This is a genomic window from Serinicoccus chungangensis, from assembly GCF_001483745.1.
GTDB classification, from domain to species: Bacteria; Actinomycetota; Actinomycetes; order Actinomycetales; family Dermatophilaceae; genus Ornithinicoccus; species Ornithinicoccus chungangensis_A.
The window spans coordinates 1-18,225 of the sequence record NZ_LQBL01000009.1; the positions used below are offsets into that span (position 1 = coordinate 1).

Consider the following 18,225-nt stretch of genomic DNA (forward strand, 5'->3'; position numbering starts at 1 on the left):
GGCCGGGCCCGATCCTGACGTCAATGAAACACGTAGCCGCACTGAGGACGACTACGCTCGTCCGAATCTGCCGCCAGCCGTACCCCGGGCCGTCAGCCCAGGCTCGGGTGAGTTTGGCGACGGCTCCTTGGGTGGGCGCGAGCGTGGTTCCGTACCCTGCGGGCCATGGAAGAAGCCATGCTGACGTCGTTTCCCGCCTTCGGCACGATCGTCACCCTGGGAGGCGGTGGGTTCTCGATGTCGGAGGACGGCCACTCCCTGATAGATGACCACCTCATCGACCTGACCGGGACCGAGCACCCCAGGGTCTGCTTCATCCCGACCGCCAGCGGCGACTCCCCCAACTACTGCGAGCGGTTCCAGCAGGCGTTCACCGGTCGAGCTGAGACGTCCGTGCTCTCGCTCTTCTGCCAGGACCCGTGGGGCTACAGCGACCCTTCCATGCTGCTGGACCAGGACCTCATCTACGTCGGCGGCGGCTCGACCGCCAACCTGCTCGCGCTGTGGCGTCTTCACGGCCTGCCCGACATCCTGCGTCGCGCCGCCGGGCAGGGGACCGTGCTGGCCGGGATCAGCGCCGGGATGAACTGCTGGTACCAAGCGTCCTCAACCGACTCCTACGGCGAACTGTCCCCGCTGCGCGACGGTCTCGGTTTCTTGCCCGGAGGGGCGTGCCCGCACCTGCTCGGCGAGCAGGACCGCCGGGCCAGCCTGCGTCGCTGGGTCGCCACCGGACAGCTGCCGACGACCTACGCGGCCGATGACCACGTGGCCCTGGTGTGGCGCGACGGTTCACTCATCGAGGCGGTCGGCGAAGCCGAGGGGCACCCGGCCCTTCGGGTCCAGCGGACCGGCGACCAGGCGGTCGAGCACGAGATCCCCGTGCGCCTGCTGAGCTGAACACCGTCGGACCCAAGCAACCGCGTAGGCCCCCACAGGCAAAGACGACATCCAAGATTTGCCGCCGACAGGGAACCTCCTACTTTGCACGACCAGCCGCGACGGACTCGATCGTGCAAGGTTCGCCGCTCAGGGTTGTGCAATCTCCGCTGCATCTCGACAAGCCTGACGAGGCCTTCCCCGTACCACGCCTGGCTGCGAATGTCAATGCATGAGATGAAATGAAATCTGGCAGATTTCATTCTTGCCCGGAGATCTCACTAGAAGTTGCTCGCCATGTTGGTGAACCGGCTGTAGTGCCCCTGGAAGGCGACCACCACGGTGTCCGTCGGGCCGTTCCTGTGCTTGGCGACGATGACGTCCGCCTCGCCCTCACGGGGTGACTCGCGCTCGTAGAGCGACTCGCGGTGCAGCAGGATGACGACGTCCGCGTCCTGCTCGATCGAGTTGTGGACGGCGATGCCGTTGGCCACGAAGTTGTGGTTGCCCAGCACGGTCGCGTCGTAGACCTCCTCGATCCCCACGAGCTCGACGGAGCGCACCTCGTCCCAGAAGACGTCGTTCACGGCATACAGCTCCAGCTCAGCGCTGTCCAGCACGGTGGCGATCCGGCCCAGCCGCTCCCGGGAAGGGGCGTGCCGGTAGAAGGTGCTCCCGCAGTACTGCGAGCCTGCCGCTGCCTGCAGCTGCCGGGTGGTCATGCCGCGGTCGCCCATGACGCGCCGCACGTCACCCCAGACCTCTCGGGGCACGGTGTCGACGTTGGTGTTGGCCTGACGGTCACGGATGACCTCGAGCAGCTGCGCCGCCGAGGCAGATCGACCGCCGAACACGCCGATCTCCTGCAGGAAGCGGCGCTGGCTGTCCGATCCGGAGATGTCCAGGGTGTAGCCGTCCCGGTAGCCCGTCTTCCGCACGGTGCGGATGCGGCACGAGATCCCGAATCTCAGCAGCAAACGGCTGATGTCGTCGACGAGACGTCGGGAGGTCGAGGCGTAGTAGACGCGGCCGCCGTCCTGCGTCCGGTTGACCGTCACCGACCCGTCGGTGGCCCAGAGGTGGTGCAGGAAGAGGCCGATCTGCCGCTTGGACAGGTGGAACACCTGCTCTGGGACGAACTTCTCGTGGCTCCGCCTGTCGAACACGCCCAGGTCGTCAAGCCACTCGGCGATCGGGTTGCGCCGTCCCCGGGCGAGCCGGAAGGGCGCCCGCAGCCGCAAGGTCGTGCATCGCGCCGCGGCATACTCGTCGCGGACGGCCACCACACCGAACGACAGGGCCGCCGTGGTGACCGCGCGCAGGTTCTCCTCGTCGATGGAGGCGTAGCGCAGCGGCTGCCGCCGCAGCATCGACCCGTCCCCCAGCATGTGGGCGAGCAGCACCACCCGGTGGTCGTCGTCCCACGGCTCGTGCTGCTCGGGTGCCGGCACGTGACGAGGCACCGCGAGCCGGTCTCCGTCGCGCAGGTCCCCCAGCTGCTTCCACCCGTCGTAGGTCAGGAAGGGATGGTTCTCGGTGGCAGCAACCGTCTTGCCCGAGGCCAGGGTGAGCCGGAACACAGGCTTGCGGCCCGTGGGGAAGACGTGGGTCAGGTGCCGTCGGACGTAGCGGAGGGACTCGTCCAGCGACCAGACGGGCACATCCTTCGCGCCTCGTTCGTGCAGCTCCCCCAGGGTGACCTCGGCACCGGTGTCGGCCCGCAGGACACGGGTGTCCGCGGTGAGACACCCGGACTCGCGCAGGTCGCTCATCTGCGGCTTCTTGTCCGTCCGCTGCTCCGGGCCGCGGTTGAGCTGGGAGAGCGCGATGACCGGCACCTCGAGCTCCTTGGCGAGCAGCTTGAGCGCCCGGGAGAACTCGGCGACCTCCTGCTGGCGCGACTCCACGCGCTTGCCCGAGCTCATGAGCTGCAGGTAGTCGATGATGACCATCCGCAGGTTGTTGCGCTGCTTGAGCCGGCGGCACTTGGCCCGGATCTCCATGAGCGACATGTTGGGGCTGTCGTCGATGAACAGCGGCGCATCGGTGATGCGGCCCTGCGTCTCGGCCAGCCGGGTCCAGTCGCGGTCGCGCATGTTGCCCTTGCGCATGTTCTGCAGCGGGATCTCCGACTCCGCCGAGAGCAGGCGCATGGTGATCTCGGTGCGGCTCATCTCCAAGGAGAAGACGACCGTCGCCATCTGGTGCTTGATCGCCGCGGCCCGGGCGAAGTCCAGGGCGATGGTCGAGTTGTGGGTCGGGATCATGGAGCGACCCGCAAGATAGAGGTGGTCACGAGCGGCCACCTGCACGCAGCGCACCGGGACCGACGTCACGGAGCGGATCTCACGGACCGCCCAGGTCGCCGGTTGGTCTCCGCCTCGTCCGATCTGCAGACTGTCTCCGGCTTCCAGAGCGGTGACAGCTTCTCCGGTCGTCAGGACGCGGTGCCCGTCGCCCTCAGCACATGCCCAGAGATGCTCCTCGTCGGCCACGATGACCGACCCGTCGGAGAACTCGACCTCGTAGCAGGGACGGTCGTGCATGACCTCGGTCGCCGCGACGACGGAGGTCGGTCGACCGTCAGCCCCCAGTAGCTCGTCACCGACGGTGACCTCACCCATGGTGGTCCAGCCGCCGGGCGTCGGCAGCGGGGTCTCCAGCGCGAGCGCCTTCCCGACAGCAGGCCTGGCCGCGATGATGACCATCTGACCGGGGTGCAGGCCGTTGGTCAGCTCGTCGAGCTCGGCGAAGCCCGTCGGCACGCCGGTCATCTCCCCCGAGGACCCGGCCGCATGCTCGATCTCGTCCATGGTGGGCTCGATGAGCATGCCGAGCGCCTGGTAGTCCTCGCCGCCGCGCTTGTCGGCGACGGCATACACCTCCGCCTGGGCGGCGTTGACGATGTCCTCGACGTCCCCGCCCTGGTAGCCGATCTGGACGATGCGCGTGCCGGCGTCGACCAGCCGGCGCAGCACCGCGCGCTCGGCGACGATCTCGGCGTAGAACGCGGCGTTGGCGGCCGTCGGCACCTCGGCGATGAGCTGGTGGAGGTATGCCGTGCCGCCGATCCGCTGCAGGTCGCCCCGCTTGGTCAGCTCGTCGCCGACGGTGATCGCGTCCACCGGCTCGCCGCGCGAGTAGAGGTCGACGCACGCCTCGAAGATCGTCTCGTGCGCGGGGCGGTAGAAGTCCTGCGCCTTGACCATCTCCGAGCACTCGGCGATGGCGTCCTTGGACAGCATCATCGAGCCCAGCGCGCTGCGCTCGGCGGCGACGTCCTGCGGGGGCAGCCGGTCCTCCGGGCCCCCACCCGGGCCCTGGTCCGGCGGTCCGTAGACCTCCATCTCGCTCAGCGCCATACCGGCCTCCCGACGATCGAACTCCAGTGCGGACCAGTGCAGCACCGCCCACCGACAGACCCCCGCGCGAAGTCGCCGACGGCCCACCGTACGGCCCCGGGGCCTCGTCCGCAGCACCGCCCTGTGGAGGACGTGTGGACACCTTGGGGACGCCGTGGGGACGACCGACCGGCGCGCCGCACAGGAGTGTGGACAGTGCTGTGGACAGCCGAGAAACTTGAGTCACACCACCACGCTGACCTGCACAGACTCCTCGCACACCCTGTGGAGGAAAAGTCGCCACGAACCCCTCGGGAAGGTTGACACCTCCACCCGCGTTTAGCACTCTATAAGCACGAGTGCTAACGCACCCGCGTCGAGACAAGGAGGAACCCTGATGAACCGCTTCGACCCGCTGCGCGAGATGGACCGCCTGATGTCCGAGCTGCGCACGACCCCCACCACGGCGTCCGCCATGCCCATGGACCTCTACCGCGCGGGAGACCACTTCGTCGCCCGTGTCGACCTCCCCGGCGTCGACCCGGGGTCCATCGACATCGACGTCGAGGACCGCACCCTCACCCTGCGCGCCGAGCGGCGGGAGCAGACCGATGTCGAGCAGTGGCTCTCCCACGAGCGGCCCGCCGGCACCTTCGCCCGCCAGCTGACCCTCGGCTACGGGGTGGCGCTGGACCGCATCGAGGCCGACTACACCGACGGTGTGCTCACGCTGACCTTCCCGGTGGCCGAGGAGGCCAAGCCGCGCAAGATCAACGTCACCCACCGCGGGCAGCAGAGCATCGAGGGCGAGCGCGTGCCGGAGGAGGCCGCAGCCCGATGACCGGGGGTGTCGCCCCCCGGTGACAGACTCGGGCGGGTGAGCGACACCGCACCGCGGGACGGCCAGGCCAGGGAGATCCTGCGCCTGGCCGTCCCGGCGTTCCTCGCCCTCGTGGCCGAGCCGCTGTTCCTGCTCGCCGACTCCGCCATCGTCGGCTACCTCGGCACCTCCGCCCTGGCCGGGCTCGGCGTCGCGAGCGCCGTCCTGCTCACGGCGGTCAACATCTTCGTCTTCCTGGCCTACGGCACCACCGCCGTCGTCGCCCGCCGGCTCGGTGCCGGTGACCAGCGCGGCGCCGTCAGCGCCGGCATCGACGGCATCTGGCTGGCGCTGCTGCTCGGGGCGGCGGGCGCGGTCGTCACCGCCGTCCTGGCCGGGCCCCTCGTGCAGCTCTTCGGCGACGGTCCCGAGGTCTCGGCCGAGGCGGTCACCTACCTGCGCTGGTCGGCGCTCGGCATCCCCTCGATGCTCGTCGTCCTGGCCGCGACCGGTGTCCTGCGCGGCCTCCAGGACACCCGCACGCCGCTGGTCGCCTCGGTGGTCGGCTTCTCCGCCAACGCCCTGCTGTCCCTGCTGCTCGTGCACGGCGTCGGGTGGGGCATCGCCGGCGCGGCGATCGGCACCGTCCTCGCGCAGACGGGTATGGCGCTCGGTCTCGTCCTCGTCGTCGTCCGGGGAGCCGGCCGGCTCGGGTCCTCGCTCACCTTCCACGGCGCCGGGGTGCTGCGCGCGGCGCGCGGCGGCATACCCCTGCTCGTGCGGACCGTGGCCCTGCGGGCGGCCCTGCTCGTCACCACCTGGTCGGCAGCCGGGCTGGGTGACGAGCAGCTCGCCGCCCACCAGGTCGCGATGACGGTGTGGTCCACGCTCGCCTTCGCGCTCGACGCCCTGGCCATCGCCGCCCAGGCGCTCACCGGCAAGACCCTCGGCGCGGGGGACCGGGAGGGCACCCGCGCGGCGACCACGCTCATGGTCCGGTGGTCGATCTGGTTCGGGGTCATCCTCACCGGGGTGATCCTGGCCCTCCACCGCGTCATCCCGCTCGGCTTCAGCCAGGACCTGGACGTGCGGTCCGCCCTCGGGGCGGCGCTCGTCGTCGTCGCGCTCGGGCAGCCGATCGCCGGCATCGCCTTCATCCTCGACGGGGTGCTCATCGGGGCCGGGGACACCCGCTGGCTGGCCTGGGCCCAGACCGCGGCGACCGTGGCCTACCTCCCCATGGTGCTCGGGGTCCGGCTCAGCGGGGTGGACGGGACGACCGGCCTGGTCTGGCTGTGGGTCGCCTTCACCGGCTTCATGACCGTGCGGGCCCTCCTCCTGTGGCGGCGGTCCCGCGGGGAGACGTGGATGGTGGTGGGCGCGGAGCGCTGAGCCGCGGGCTCAGCGTCGCAGCCGCTCGCACCCGTCCAGCGCCACGAGCAGCTCGGCCAGCCCCGGGTAGCGCGCCGGCCTGCCCTCGACCGGGGCGTCGGTGGGCTCGACGCTGCGCCTGCACTGGGTGACCGCATCGTCCACCCCCTCGCCCAGGGAGTCGAGCATGTCCTCCCGGCTGGCCGGCGACAGCACCCAGCCGAGGGGAGCCTCGACCGCAGGGCGGCTCGCCTGGGTGACGACGTAGACCGTCGGGACGTCGGGGCTCACCGCGCCGGTCAGCTCGCGGGCCCGCTGCAGGAGCGCAGGGGTGTCCTTCTGGGTGAGCGCGGCGCTGCCGTTGCCGACCAGCGGGACCAGCACCTCCGCCACCGGCTCCGGCGGCGGCTGAACCAGGTCGCTGCCGCGGCCGTTGTCGAGGTAGACGACGATCGGCACGACGCGCGCCGACGGGTCCTGCTCGGCCACCTCCGCGAGCAGCCGTGGCGCCAGGTCGACGACGGTGCCCAGACCGCTGCCCTCGGCATAGCCACCGTCGATGAGCTGGGCCTGCGGTGCGTCCCCGCAGGGTCCCACCACCCCCGAGGGCGTCACGTAGGGGAAGCGGGCCGAGGCCATCGAGGCCGTCGACGCCGGGACGGACCCGACGCACGTCTCGGTCCCGTCGGGAGCGGTCCCTGCCCCGGCGGCGGGGGACGGCGGCAGGTAGTCGGCGTAGAAGTCCCGGCTGTAGGCCAGCGGCGACCCCAGGTCCGCGCAGTCCGACACCGGGCCCGGGCCCAGGTCGACCTGGCTCACCAGCACCCGGCAGCCCGACGAGGCCGCCGTCGAGTTGAGCACCAGGGCGGCACTGAGCTGACCCGGTGGGCGGTCCAGGGGCGGCTCCAGGAAGTCGGCCGCGAGGCCCGGCGAGCTCTGCTCCCAGGCCATCTCCATCAGCGCAGCCCGGTCGTGCCAGCCCTCTCCTGGTGCGTCCGACCCCGCGGGCAGCCCGGTCACGGCGTAGGCCGGGTCACGGATGAGCAGACCCAGGCTGGCCTGGGCCAGCGCGTCCGGGGCGCCCATGGCCCAGACCTCGTCGACCGCGTCGGCCTGGTCCTCGGCGAAGCGGCTCACCGCCAGCCCGACGGAGCCGCCGCTGACCCCGCTCGCGAGCAGGACGGCGTCCAACCCGCAGGGGTTGTTCAGCCCGATCTGGTGGAGGGCGGCAGCGCTCCAGTACGCCGCCCGGATCCCGCCCCCCTCGGCCGCCACGAGGATCATCGGACGGGCCGGGCCCTGCGGTGTCTCGACGACGCAGTCCTCGGTGCGGGCCCACCAGGCGGACACCGCGTCGGACAGGGGCGCGGGGCGGGCGACCGCACCAGGCAGCTGCCCGGCCAGCGACCCTCGGATGCCGTGGACCTGGTGACTGCTCCCCGGGACGAGGGCCGCGACGACGGCAGCGGTGAGGAGGAGGGCCACCGGGGCCTCGCGCAGCCGCAGGGCGGGCCACCAGAAGAGCTGTGGCGGGGCGTAGAAGTGGTGGAGCACCACGCTCGCGCCCACCAGCAGCATGAGGGCGCCCAGGCCCAGCATGACGACGCCGATCACCCCGAGGAGGGCGGACAGGCCCACCGGCCAGACCGCCAGGGCCACCACCACCGCGGTGCTCACCCAGATCAGCCCCCAGGCCAGCCACCACAGGCGCCGCGACCCGGGCTGCGTCGGCCGCCCCCACGGCCCGATCTCGTCCTCCCCCACCACGGTGCTGGTGCCGGCACCGGGGGTGAACAGGTCACCCACCCCGGGCAGCCCCTGGAGCCGGTCGAGGGCCCAGGGGCCCAGCCACCACACGAGGATCGCCCCGGCCAGCGCCAGCAGCGGCACGCAGCGCTGGAACGGCGTGCCCTCGCCCAGGACCGTGAGCACGAGGTGCGAGCGGATGAGCGCGAGGGTGCCCACGACCAGACCGCTCAACGCCAGGATGTCTCCGACGCGACGGACCTGGGCCGCGGTCGCGGCGTCGTAGATGCTCGGGGGAGGACTCACCAGGGTCGGGGCGCGCCGGGTGGTGACCCACGACCCCGCCACGATGAGCGCCGGCACCGCGACGAAGGCCAGGGTCCAGCCCCACCGCACCTCCGCGGTGCCCGCCAGCCCGGCCCCTCCCCACAGCACCACGACGACCACCGGCCCGAAGAGCCACTGCCGCAGCGCGGGCGCGGGACGCGGCGCCAGATCACGGGCGTCCACCACGCGGCGCGCGACGTTGTCGGCGATGAGGCGACCGAGCAGGACCAGGCCGAGGGTGACGAGCAGCAGCAGCACCGACGCCAGCAGGGCGTGCACCCAGCCCGGCACGGCGGTGCGCCCGTCCCCGGTGGCGAACCAGGTGCGCTGGATGTCCGGGAGCTGGTCCAGGATGCCGCTGCCCGGGACCAGGGCCAGCAGGGCGACGGGCGCGAAGGCCAGCGCCGAGAACCGCTGGGCGTAGACCGCACGGCCCCGGCGGGAGAGCCACGTGCGGCCGGCCGGCGTGCCGAGCAACGCGTACCCGAGCTGCACCGCCACCGCGAGCAGCAGGACCCACTTCAGGGCGCTCGTCCACGCGGTGGCCGGCACGAGGAACGCCGGTGGCGCCTCGCTCGCCGGCCCGAGGACCAGCAGGGCCAGCAGGACGTTCTCGGCCACGTCGGCGGCCACCGCGACCCAGACCACCCACGGCCGCGGCCAGGTGAGCAACCGGACAGGAGCCTGGGGGAGCACGGCTCCGCGGTCCACGACGCGCGACAGCAGAGACCACAGCAGCAGCCCGTAGGTGATGGCGAAGGCCACGTCGACGCCGAGCCACAGCCCGACGAGCAGGTCGGCCTGAGCCTGGGCCGCGGGGTCGCCCCCCATGCCGAGCTGGTGGATGGCCAGCCAGGGCTGCGACGCCGAGCCGGGTGGGGGCAGCGGCAACCGCGGTGAGCTCACCTGCGCCAGCCCGAGCGAGAAGCCCTCCGGCCCGGCCTGGACCATCCGGATCAGCCGGTCGATCTCGGTGAGCGAGATGAGCAGCGCGCCGCAGACCGTGAGCAGGATGAGCGTGCGCCGGGGCAGGGTCGTCGGGTCCATGGTGCTCCAGGTCGTGAGCGCGGCGTGGTCGTGCTGGACAGAGCCGTCGGCCGCGCGTCAGATACCTGGGCGGCTACCCCTGGGGCCGGGGATCCCCCTCGTCGTCGCGCTGCCCCAGGTGGATGTGTGCCGGGGCGATCTGGCCGGTCCGGAAGCCGGCGCGGCCCACCATGTGCGACCCCGCCGGGATGGTCAGCAGCTGGAAGAGCCCGATGAGCACGAGCATCCCGACGTCCAGCCCCGAGCGCGAGCGCAGCCCGACGCCCAGGATGACCAGGAGCACCCCCAGCACCTGCGGCTTGGTCCCGGCGTGCATGCGGGTGAGCAGGTCGGGGAAGCGCAGCAGCCCGATGGCCGCGGCGAGGCAGAGCAGGGCGCCGAGGAGCAGGCAGACCAGCCCCAGGACGTCCAGCACGTCGACCGCCGTCATGACGTCTCCTCCCCGTCCGGCTCCGGCAGGGGTGCGGGGGTGTCCCGGTCCCGCGCCACGAATCGGGCCACCGCGACCGAGCCGAGGAAGCCGACCAGGGACAGCGAGATGAGCAGGGGCAGCGTGGTCCAGGCGTCGCTCAGGGCGGCGTAGGCCCCCAGGGCGCAGATGACGATGGACACGAGGACGTCCGTGGCGACCACCCGGTCCAGCACGCTGGGCCCGATGGTGATGCGGATGAGGGTGAGCGTGGCCGAGACCGCCAGCAGCCCACCGACGATCCAGGTCAGGACGGTCTCGACCAGGTCGATGCTCATGACGTCTCCTCCTCGCTCGTGGCTCCCGCCCCGGCGCCCGGGGTCCCGCGCCGGTGCCGCCGGGGGTCCAGCACGGACGCCGGGTCGGGGTGCAGGGCGCGCAGCACCCTCGCCTCCTGCGCACGCACCTTGTGGCGGACCCGCTCGGCCTGGTGTCGCGTGCGCACGTCGAGCGCGTGCAGCGTCAGCACCCGGCTGCCCGGGTCCAGCTCGATGACCACCGACCCCGGCACCAGCGAGACCATCTCCGCGGTCAGCGTCTGCAGCAGCGGGTCGTCGGTGGCCAGCTGCAGGTCCATCACCACCCCCGTGGCGACCGGCCCGGGCCGGACGGAGAGCCAGGCGACCTCGACCGAGGCGCGGACCAGGTCCAGGAGGAAGCGGCCGAGGAGCACCAGCAGCCCCAGCGGCCGCACCCGCAGGTGGAGGTCGACCCTGGGCAGCGGGAAGAGCACGAGCACCAGCAGCGCGACGAGCACACCCCCCAGGACGTTGAGCACGTCGAGGCTGCCCCACAGCAGCACCCAGACGGCGGTGAGCCAGAGCAACCCCCACGGCGACACGGGCGGGAGGAGACGACGCACGCCCCGCCGCCGCAGCCGGTCGGCGCCCGTCACAGCCCGGCCTCCGCCCGGACCCCGAGGACCGCGTCCAGGTAGGGCTCGCGCAGCACGAGGTCGACGGCGGACCGCGTGGTGATGTCGAAGAGCGGCCCGGCCACCACGGTCAGCGCCAGCCCGACGGCGACGAGCGCCATGGTCGGTGCCAGCACCCCGAGGCCGAGGGCCTCGTGGTGCCCACCGCGCACCGGTCCCTGACCGGTGATGCCGCGGGCGTTCTCGGACCAGAACGCGCGCCCCCACACCTTCGCGACGGCATACAGGGTGAGCAGGGAGGTCAGCACCGAGCCGGCCACGAGCAGCAGCGCCAGCCAGGACCCCTCGGCCACGCCGGCCTGGACCAGACCGACCTTGCCGAGGAAGCCGCTGAACGGGGGGATCCCGGCCATGTTCATCGCCGGCACGAAGAACAGGACCCCCACCAGGGGCGAGATCCTGGCCAGGTCACCCAGCCGGGTGCTGTCCGTCGAGCCACCGACCCGCTCGACCAGCCCCAGGACGAGGAAGAGCGTGGTCTGCACGGTGATGTGGTGGACCACGTAGAAGATCGCGGCGGCCAGCCCGTGGGTGCTGCCCAGGGCGATCCCGAAGAGGAGGAACCCGATGTGGCTGACGAGGGTGAAGCTCAGCATCCGCTTGATGTCGTCCTGCGCGATCGCGCCGAGGATCCCCACGATCATCGTGAGCAGCGCGGCCACCAGCAGCAGGTCGCTGAACGAGGACCCGGGGAACAGCAGCGTCTGGGTGCGGATCATCGCGTAGATGCCGACCTTGGTCAGCAGCCCGGCGAAGACCGCGGTCACCGGTGCGGGCGCCGTCGGGTAGGAGTCGGGCAGCCATCCCGACATGGGGAAGACGGCCGCCTTGACCGCGAAGGCGACGAGCAGCATGAGCTGCAGCAGCGCGGCCGTGCCGGGCGCGATCTCCCCGAGCCGTTCGCTGAGCAGGGCCAGATTGATGGTGCCCGTGGCTCCGTAGGTGAGCCCGATCGCCGCGAGGAAGATGATCGAGGACAGCAGCGAGACCAGCACGTATGTCGTGCCCGCCCGGACCCGCTCGGCGGTGCCACCCAGCGTCAGCAGCACGAAGCTCGCCGAGAGCAGCATCTCGAAGCCGACGTAGAGGTGGAACAGGTCGCCGGAGATGAAGGTGGTGGTCACCCCGGCCGCCAGCACCAGCAGCGTGGGGTGGAAGACCGGCAGCGGGGAGTGCCCGTCGCTCTCCTGGTCGAATCCGCTGGCGCCCTGGCCGATCGAGTACGCGAGGACCGCCAGCGTGACGATCGTCGAGACGATCACCATGAGCGCCGCCAGCCGGTCCACCACCAGCACGATGCCCTCGTTCACGGCCCAGCCCCCGACGAACATCACCTGGGGCCCCTGGGTGTCGCTGGCCCACAGCAGCACCCCGGCCAGCACGGTCATCCCCGAGAGCGCGGTGACGCTCACCACCCGCTGCACAGCGGTGCGCCCGGCCGCGGCCAGGGTGAGCCCGGCGCCGATCAGCGGCAGCAGGACCAGCAGGGGCACCATCCAGGCGTAGCCGTCGCTCATGCGGTGCCCCCCTCGTCGTCGTGCGCCTCGTCGTCGCGGCGACCGTGGTGGGCCCGCTCCGAGCGCTCGGTCTCGGCGGCGATCTCCTCCGCCTGCTCACGGGCACCGGGCTGGCCGCCGAGGTCGTCGGCCTCGGCTCGGGCGTGGATGCGGGCGGACTCGGTGTCGTCGGCGACGAGGTCGTCCCGGCCCACCTGCCAGCCCCGGTGGGCGAGCGCGAGCACGAAGGCCGTCATCGCCAGGGTGATGACGATGGCCGTCAGCACCAGCGCCTGGGGCACCGGGTCGGCCATGGGGCCCCCGTCACCGGCGCCGACGATGGGCGGCGAGCCCGCCGGGCCGGAGCCGACGACGAACAGCAGGTTGACCCCGTTGCCCATGAGCAGGAAGCCCATGAGCGCGCGCACCAGCGACCGGGACAGGAAGAGGTAGGCGCCGGTGCCGACGAGCACGCTGGCCACGAGGATGAGGGTCACGTTGACGGTCACGGGCGCACCTCCGCCTCGGCGCGCTCGTCCTCACGCTCGCGCTCGCGGGCGATCTGGGCGTCGATGCCGGAGCCCAGGCTGCGCAGCACGTCGAGCATGAGGCCGATGACGACGAGGTAGACGCCGATGTCGAAGAGCAGCGAGGTCACCAGGTGCACCTCGCCCACCAGCGGGATGGTGAGGTAGGCGTCCCAGGTCCGCAGGGCCGCGGAGCCGAAGAGCATGGGGATCACGGCGGACCCGGCGGCGATGAACAGCCCGCTGCCGAGCAGCACGGCAGGCATCACCGGGAGCGCGGCCCGCAGCTCGTAGCCACGACCCCCGAGGTAGCGCAGGCAGAGGGCGAGCCCGGCCACGATGCCGGCGGCGAAGCCGCCGCCGGGCTGGTTGTGGCCGGAGAGGAGCAGGTAGACCGACCACAGCAGGATCGTGTGGAAGACCAGCCGGGTCACCACCTCCAGGATCACCGAGCGCCGCTCCGGGTCCAGCGCGAGGATGCCGGAGATCCGGCGGCTGGGCAGGATGGCCCCCGTGGTCTCGGAGGTGCCCGCCCGCATCCCGGCCCGGTCGCCGCGGGCGCTGCGCAGTCCGGCCCGGACGCGGTCCATGGCCTCCTCGCGGAGGAACACCAGGCTGGCCACGCCGGTCGCGCAGGCCAGCACCACGGACAGCTCGCCCATCGTGTCCCAGGCCCGGACGTCGACGAGGATGACGTTGACGATGTTGCGGCCGGCCCCGTAGTCGACGGACCGCTCGGCCAGGTCCCCGGCGGCCGGGGCGTGGACCCGGGAGGCGGTGGCCACCAGCGTGGTCGCGCCCACGACGACCCCCACCGCGACGCCGAGCAGCGCCCGGAGCCGGCGGGTCAGGGTGCTCGGGTCGTCGGGGAAGCGACCGGACAGCCGGCGCAGGACGAGCACCAGCACCACCAGCGACACGGTCTCGACGAGGATCTGGGTGAGCGCCAGGTCCGGGGCGCCGTGGAGCAGGAACAGGATGGCCGTGCCGTAGCCCGTCACCGCCACCAGGAACGCCGCCCGCAGCCGGCGACGGGCCCGCGCGGCCAGCACGGCCGAGGCGACCACCAGGGCCGCCACCGCGACCTGCGCCGCGCTCTCGGCCAGGCGCAGCTGGTCGCGCTGCGGCCAGCGGTTCGCCCCCAGCAGCAGCTGCGTGCCGGGCAGCAGCACCAGCACGGTGAAGATCGTCCCCAGCAGCAGCGGGAGCGAGCCACGCTGCAGGAAGCCCGTGGTCTCCAGCGCGAGCCGGTCCAGGCCCCGCATCAGGCCGTGGTAGGCCCGGGCGGCGTCGACGGGAGAGAGCGGGATCGGCACCTCGGCAGGACGACGCGCCTGCAGCCAGAACCACAGCCCGCCCAGGACCCATACCCCGACCGAGACGAGCAGCGGGGCGTTGACCCCGTGCCAGAGGCCGAGGTGGACCTCCGGTCCGGTGCTCGCCACCCGCTGCGCGGTGGCGGAGTAGCCCTCCAGCCCCTGCTCGAGCCAGGTCGAGGTCGGCCCCAGCAGGAGGCCGGTGAGCGCCAGCACCAACGGGATCCCCACGAGCACGGGGCCGGGGGCGTGCCACTCGTGGGCGCGCGGGGCCACCGACACCGGCCCACCCGCGGGCGGGCGCGCGCCGTCCGTGAAGGCGCCCCACACGAAGCGCAGCGAGTAGGCCATGGTGAGCACCGAGCCGAGCACGAAGGCCACCGCGGCCGCGCCCTGCAGCGAGACCCACCCGGCCGCCGGTGTCAGCAGAGCCGTGAGCGCGGCCTCCTTGCCGACGAACCCGAGCAGCACCGGCAGTCCGGCCATCGACGCGGCGGCCAGGGTTCCCGCCACCATCAGCCAGGGTGCGCGACGACCGACCCCGCGGAGGTGGCGTATGTCGCGGGTGCCGGTGGCGTGGTCGACCGCACCGACGGTGAGGAAGAGCGCGGACTTGAAGAGCGCGTGCGCGAGGAGCAGGGTGAGCCCGGCCAGCGCGGCACCCTCGGTGCCGTAGCCCAGCAGGAGGACCAGCATCCCGAGCTGGCTCACCGTGCCGTAGGCCAGCAGCAGCTTGAGGTCGAGCTGGCGGGTCGCGCGGACCCCGCCCAGGAGCATGGTGCCCGCCCCGAGCCCCAGCACCAGGACCTGCCAGACCGGGAGGTCGGCATACCCGGGGGCGAACCTGGCCACGAGGTAGACACCCGCCTTGACCATCGCCGCGGCGTGCAGGTAGGCGCTCACCGGGGTGGGGGCGGCCATCGCCCCGGGGAGCCAGAAGTGGAACGGCACCAGCGCCGACTTGGTGATCGCTCCCAGCAGCAGCAGGCCGACGCCCCAGGCGACCAGCGGGCCGGTCGAGGTGACCGGGTCGGCCACGAGCTCGCTGATGCGGTAGGTGCCCGCCGTCTCGCCGAGGATGACGACGCCGACGAGCATCGCCAGTCCCCCGCCCGCGGTGACCACCAGGGCCTGGCGGGCGGCGCGGGTGCTCGCGGCGCTGGTGGTGAGGTAGCCCACGAGCAGGTAGGACAGGACGGTCGTGATCTCCCAGAACACGTAGAGCGCCAGGAGGTCGTCCGTGGTGACCAGGCCCAGCATGGCGCCGGCGAAGCCCACGAGCGCCCCGCCGAGCAGACCCGGGCTGCCCCCCGTGGTGCGCAGGTCGACGTAGCGGGAGCAGTAGAGCAGGATCAGCGCGCCGACGACCGTGACGACGAGGGCGAGGACCGTCGACAGGGTGTCGAGCCGGAAGGCGAGGGCCAGGCCGAGGTCCGGGACCCAGGCGACGGACTCCTCGTGCACGGCGCCGCCGCCACCGGCCTGGGTCGCGAGCCAGGCGGCGGACGCGGAGGGCACGAGCGCCAGCACCGCGAACGCCCGGCCGCCGAGGACCCGCATGAGGGAGGGGGCGACGACTGCTGCGGCGAGGTGCGCCCCCAGAAGAGCCAGGATCACGCTGGTCTCCCCTCGGTGCTTGACTCGTCCACCAAGTTTATCGGGGCGCGGCGCCCTCCCCAAATGCTGGCCTTCGCCCTCGCACCGACACCGCCACCAGGTGGAGGCGCTGCCGACAAGGAACGGCCGTCAGCCCTGCCGACGAACGACGGACGGCCCCGCCTCCCTCGTGGGGAGACGGGGCCGTCCGCTGCGGTGTTCGCGCAGCCGTCGGTCAGCCGGCGACGACGCTCACGGTGACGTCGGCCGCGACGTCCTCGTGCAGACGCACGTGCACGGCGTGCTCGCCGACGCTCCGGATCGGGCTACGGACCTCGATGCGGCGCTTGTCGACCTGGGGGCCGCCACCGGCGAGGATCGCGTCGGCGATCTCACCGGGGGTGACGGCGCCGAAGAGGCGGCCGCCGGAGCCGGCGCGCGCGGCGACGGTGATCTCGGCGCCCTCGAGCCGGGCCTTGGCGGCGGCGGCGTCCTCGGCGCTGCGGACGGCACGCTTGGCGCGCGCGGCCTTGATCGAGTCGACCTGCTTCTGGCCGCCCTTGGTCCAGGGCGTCGCCACCTTGCGGGGCAGCAGGAAGTTGCGCGCGTAGCCGTCCTTGACGTCGACGACGTCGCCGGCGTCACCGAGGCCGGTGACGGGCTGGGTGAGGATGATCTTCATCTGAGTGCTCCTTCGCCGACTCAGCGGGCGGAGCTGCTGTAGGGCAGCAGCGCCATCTCGCGGGCGTTCTTGACGGCGTTGGCGATGCGGCGCTGCTCCTGGACGGAGACACCGGTCACCCGACGGGCGCGGATCTTGCCCCGGTCGGAGATGAACTTGCGCAGCAGCGCGGTGTCCTTGTAGTCGATCGACTCGATCTTCGCGGACTTGAGCGGGTTCGCCTTCTTCTTCGGCTTACGCATGACGGGCTTGGCCATCGTGGTGCTCTCCCCTTTCGTGAGAGCCCGAGCTCATCGCTCGGGATGGTGGTGGTTGAACGGTGTGGTGCTGGTGGTGGGCGGCCGGCTCAGAAGGGCGGCTCGTCGTAGGACGGCGCGCCGCCCCACCCCGAGCCCCCGCCGGAGCCGCCGGATCCCCCACCGGGGTTGTTGCTGGCCCCGCCGGTGGCCCAGGGGTCGTTGGCCGGGGCCTGCTGGCCACCGCCCTGCTGACCGCCGGACTGGCCGCCCTGCTGACCGCCGGACTGGCCACCCTGCTGGCCGCCGGAGCTCCCGCCCCAGCCGCCCTGCTGGCCGCCGGACTGGCCGCCCTGGCCGCCCTGCCAGCCACCTCCGCCGCCACCCTGGCCGCGCTGGGCCTTGGTGACCTGGGCGGTGGCATACCGCATGGACGGACCGACCTCGTCGACCTGCATCTCCATGACCGTGCGGTTCTCGCCCTCCTGGGTCTGCCAGGAGCGGGAGACGAGCCGGCCGGTGGCGATGACCCGGTCCCCGCGGTGCAGCGACTCCGAGACGTGCTCGGCAGCCTCGCGCCAGACCGAGCAGCGCATGAACAGCGTCTCGCCGTCCTTGAACTCGTTGGTCTGCCGGTCGAACTGCCGCGGCGTCGAGGCCACGGTGAAGTTGGCGACGGCCGCACCGCTGGGGGTGAAGCGCAGCTCGGGGTCGGCGGTCAGGTTGCCGACGACGGTGATCGGAGTCTCTCCGGCCATGTCAGGTGCTCCTTCGCGGGTCGTGCGGTCGGACTGGGGGGTGTGCGGCGGGGCGCGGCTCAGGCGTCGCGGCGCAGCAGCTTGGTCCTCAGGACGGACTCGTTGAGCCCGAGCTGACGGTCCAGCTCCTTGGCCGTCGCGGGCTCCGCGGTCAGGTTGACCACCGCGTAGATCCCCTCGGCCTGCTTCTTGATCTCGTAGGCCAGACGGCGCCGGCCCATGACGTCGATCTCGTCGATCGTGCCACCGTCCTTGGGGACGACGGCCAGCATCTTCTCCAGCGTGGGCTGGAGGGTGCGCTCGTCGGTCTCGGGGTCGAGGATGATCATGAGTTCGTACTGACGCATGGTGAGGACCCACCTCCTTCGGTCTGTAGCGGTCACGGTCTCTCCGTGACAGGAGGGCTTCACACGTCTCACCGCTTCGCTGCCAGCATGCCATCGTCTCGACACACCCGCAGGGGCTGTCCACAGGCCCCGAGGTCCGGGGTCGTGGACGGCGGTGAACCCGACCACGATACCGACCGCGGCGGACCCACACCTAATCCCCGTCCCACCGCCTCATGATGTTCTCACCCGCGCCGGGACATACTGGGCGCCACCGACCCGAAGGAGAGGCATGAAGATCGCCATCGCCGGCACCGGATACGTGGGGCTCTCCCTCGCCGTCGTCCTGGCCCA

15 protein-coding genes are annotated in these 18,225 nt (G+C 72.2%); 3 read left to right on the top strand and 12 right to left on the bottom strand.

Annotated elements, in window-relative coordinates:
• The first annotated feature begins 165 nt into the window (after window positions 1-165).
• Window positions 166-900 (top strand): peptidase E, encoded by a 735-nt coding sequence (locus AVL62_RS04370; RefSeq protein WP_235585540.1) that lies wholly within the window; start codon window positions 166-168, stop codon window positions 898-900.
• Between the two features lie 260 nt (window positions 901-1,160).
• On the opposite strand, the gene AVL62_RS04375 is transcribed toward AVL62_RS04370, so the two are convergent.
• Window positions 1,161-4,241, bottom strand: a complete 3,081-nt coding sequence (locus AVL62_RS04375) for a replicative DNA helicase (protein WP_058890462.1) — start codon at window positions 4,239-4,241, stop codon at window positions 1,161-1,163.
• A gap of 376 nt (window positions 4,242-4,617) precedes the next feature.
• On the opposite strand from AVL62_RS04375, the gene AVL62_RS04380 reads away from it, so the two are divergent.
• A complete protein-coding gene (locus AVL62_RS04380) occupies window positions 4,618-5,061 on the top strand; it encodes an Hsp20/alpha crystallin family protein (RefSeq protein WP_058890463.1) in 444 nt (147 codons plus the stop codon).
• 36 nt (window positions 5,062-5,097) lie between these two features.
• On the top strand, window positions 5,098-6,432 hold the full coding sequence (locus AVL62_RS04385) for an MATE family efflux transporter (protein ID WP_058890464.1): 1,335 nt from the start codon (window positions 5,098-5,100) through the stop codon (window positions 6,430-6,432).
• A gap of 9 nt (window positions 6,433-6,441) precedes the next feature.
• Here AVL62_RS04385 and AVL62_RS04390 read toward each other — a convergent pair whose 3' ends face one another.
• The 11 genes from AVL62_RS04390 to rpsF all read right to left on the bottom strand — a co-directional run bounded on the left by AVL62_RS04390 (window position 6,442) and on the right by rpsF (window position 17,892).
• Window positions 6,442-9,531, bottom strand: a complete 3,090-nt coding sequence (locus AVL62_RS04390) for a hypothetical protein (protein WP_058890465.1) — start codon at window positions 9,529-9,531, stop codon at window positions 6,442-6,444.
• Between the two features lie 73 nt (window positions 9,532-9,604).
• Window positions 9,605-9,961: a monovalent cation/H(+) antiporter subunit G gene (gene mnhG, locus AVL62_RS04395; protein WP_058890466.1), complete on the bottom strand. Its 357-nt coding sequence runs from the start codon at window positions 9,959-9,961 to the stop codon at window positions 9,605-9,607.
• A complete protein-coding gene (locus tag AVL62_RS04400; RefSeq protein ID WP_058890467.1) occupies window positions 9,958-10,278 on the bottom strand; it encodes a monovalent cation/H+ antiporter complex subunit F in 321 nt (106 codons plus the stop codon). Before AVL62_RS04400 ends, mnhG begins: the two co-directional genes overlap by 4 nt.
• Window positions 10,275-10,895 carry a Na+/H+ antiporter subunit E gene (locus AVL62_RS04405; protein WP_139722848.1) on the bottom strand — a complete coding sequence of 207 codons (621 nt, stop codon included), beginning with the start codon at window positions 10,893-10,895 and terminating at the stop codon, window positions 10,275-10,277. The genes AVL62_RS04400 and AVL62_RS04405 overlap by 4 nt, the downstream gene beginning before the upstream one ends.
• The gene (locus AVL62_RS04410) at window positions 10,892-12,451 is read right to left on the bottom strand and encodes a Na+/H+ antiporter subunit D (protein WP_058890468.1); all 1,560 of its coding nucleotides are present in this window, start codon (window positions 12,449-12,451) and stop codon (window positions 10,892-10,894) included. The genes AVL62_RS04405 and AVL62_RS04410 overlap by 4 nt, the downstream gene beginning before the upstream one ends.
• Window positions 12,448-12,939: a Na(+)/H(+) antiporter subunit C gene (locus AVL62_RS04415; protein ID WP_058890469.1), complete on the bottom strand. Its 492-nt coding sequence runs from the start codon at window positions 12,937-12,939 to the stop codon at window positions 12,448-12,450. The genes AVL62_RS04410 and AVL62_RS04415 overlap by 4 nt, the downstream gene beginning before the upstream one ends.
• Complete coding sequence (locus AVL62_RS04420; protein WP_083518689.1) at window positions 12,936-15,890, bottom strand: Na+/H+ antiporter subunit A; 2,955 nt, start codon at window positions 15,888-15,890, stop codon at window positions 12,936-12,938. The genes AVL62_RS04415 and AVL62_RS04420 overlap by 4 nt, the downstream gene beginning before the upstream one ends.
• A 214-nt stretch (window positions 15,891-16,104) precedes the next feature.
• Complete coding sequence (gene rplI, locus AVL62_RS04425; protein ID WP_058890470.1) at window positions 16,105-16,551, bottom strand: 50S ribosomal protein L9; 447 nt, start codon at window positions 16,549-16,551, stop codon at window positions 16,105-16,107.
• Between the two features lie 20 nt (window positions 16,552-16,571).
• On the bottom strand, window positions 16,572-16,808 hold the full coding sequence (gene rpsR, locus AVL62_RS04430; protein ID WP_010147233.1) for a 30S ribosomal protein S18: 237 nt from the start codon (window positions 16,806-16,808) through the stop codon (window positions 16,572-16,574).
• 89 nt (window positions 16,809-16,897) lie between these two features.
• Window positions 16,898-17,545 (bottom strand): single-stranded DNA-binding protein, encoded by a 648-nt coding sequence (locus AVL62_RS04435; RefSeq protein ID WP_058890471.1) that lies wholly within the window; start codon window positions 17,543-17,545, stop codon window positions 16,898-16,900.
• Window positions 17,546-17,604: 59 nt separating this feature from the next.
• On the bottom strand, window positions 17,605-17,892 hold the full coding sequence (rpsF, locus tag AVL62_RS04440; RefSeq protein ID WP_058890472.1) for a 30S ribosomal protein S6: 288 nt from the start codon (window positions 17,890-17,892) through the stop codon (window positions 17,605-17,607).
• Window positions 17,893-18,225: the final 333 nt, after the last annotated feature.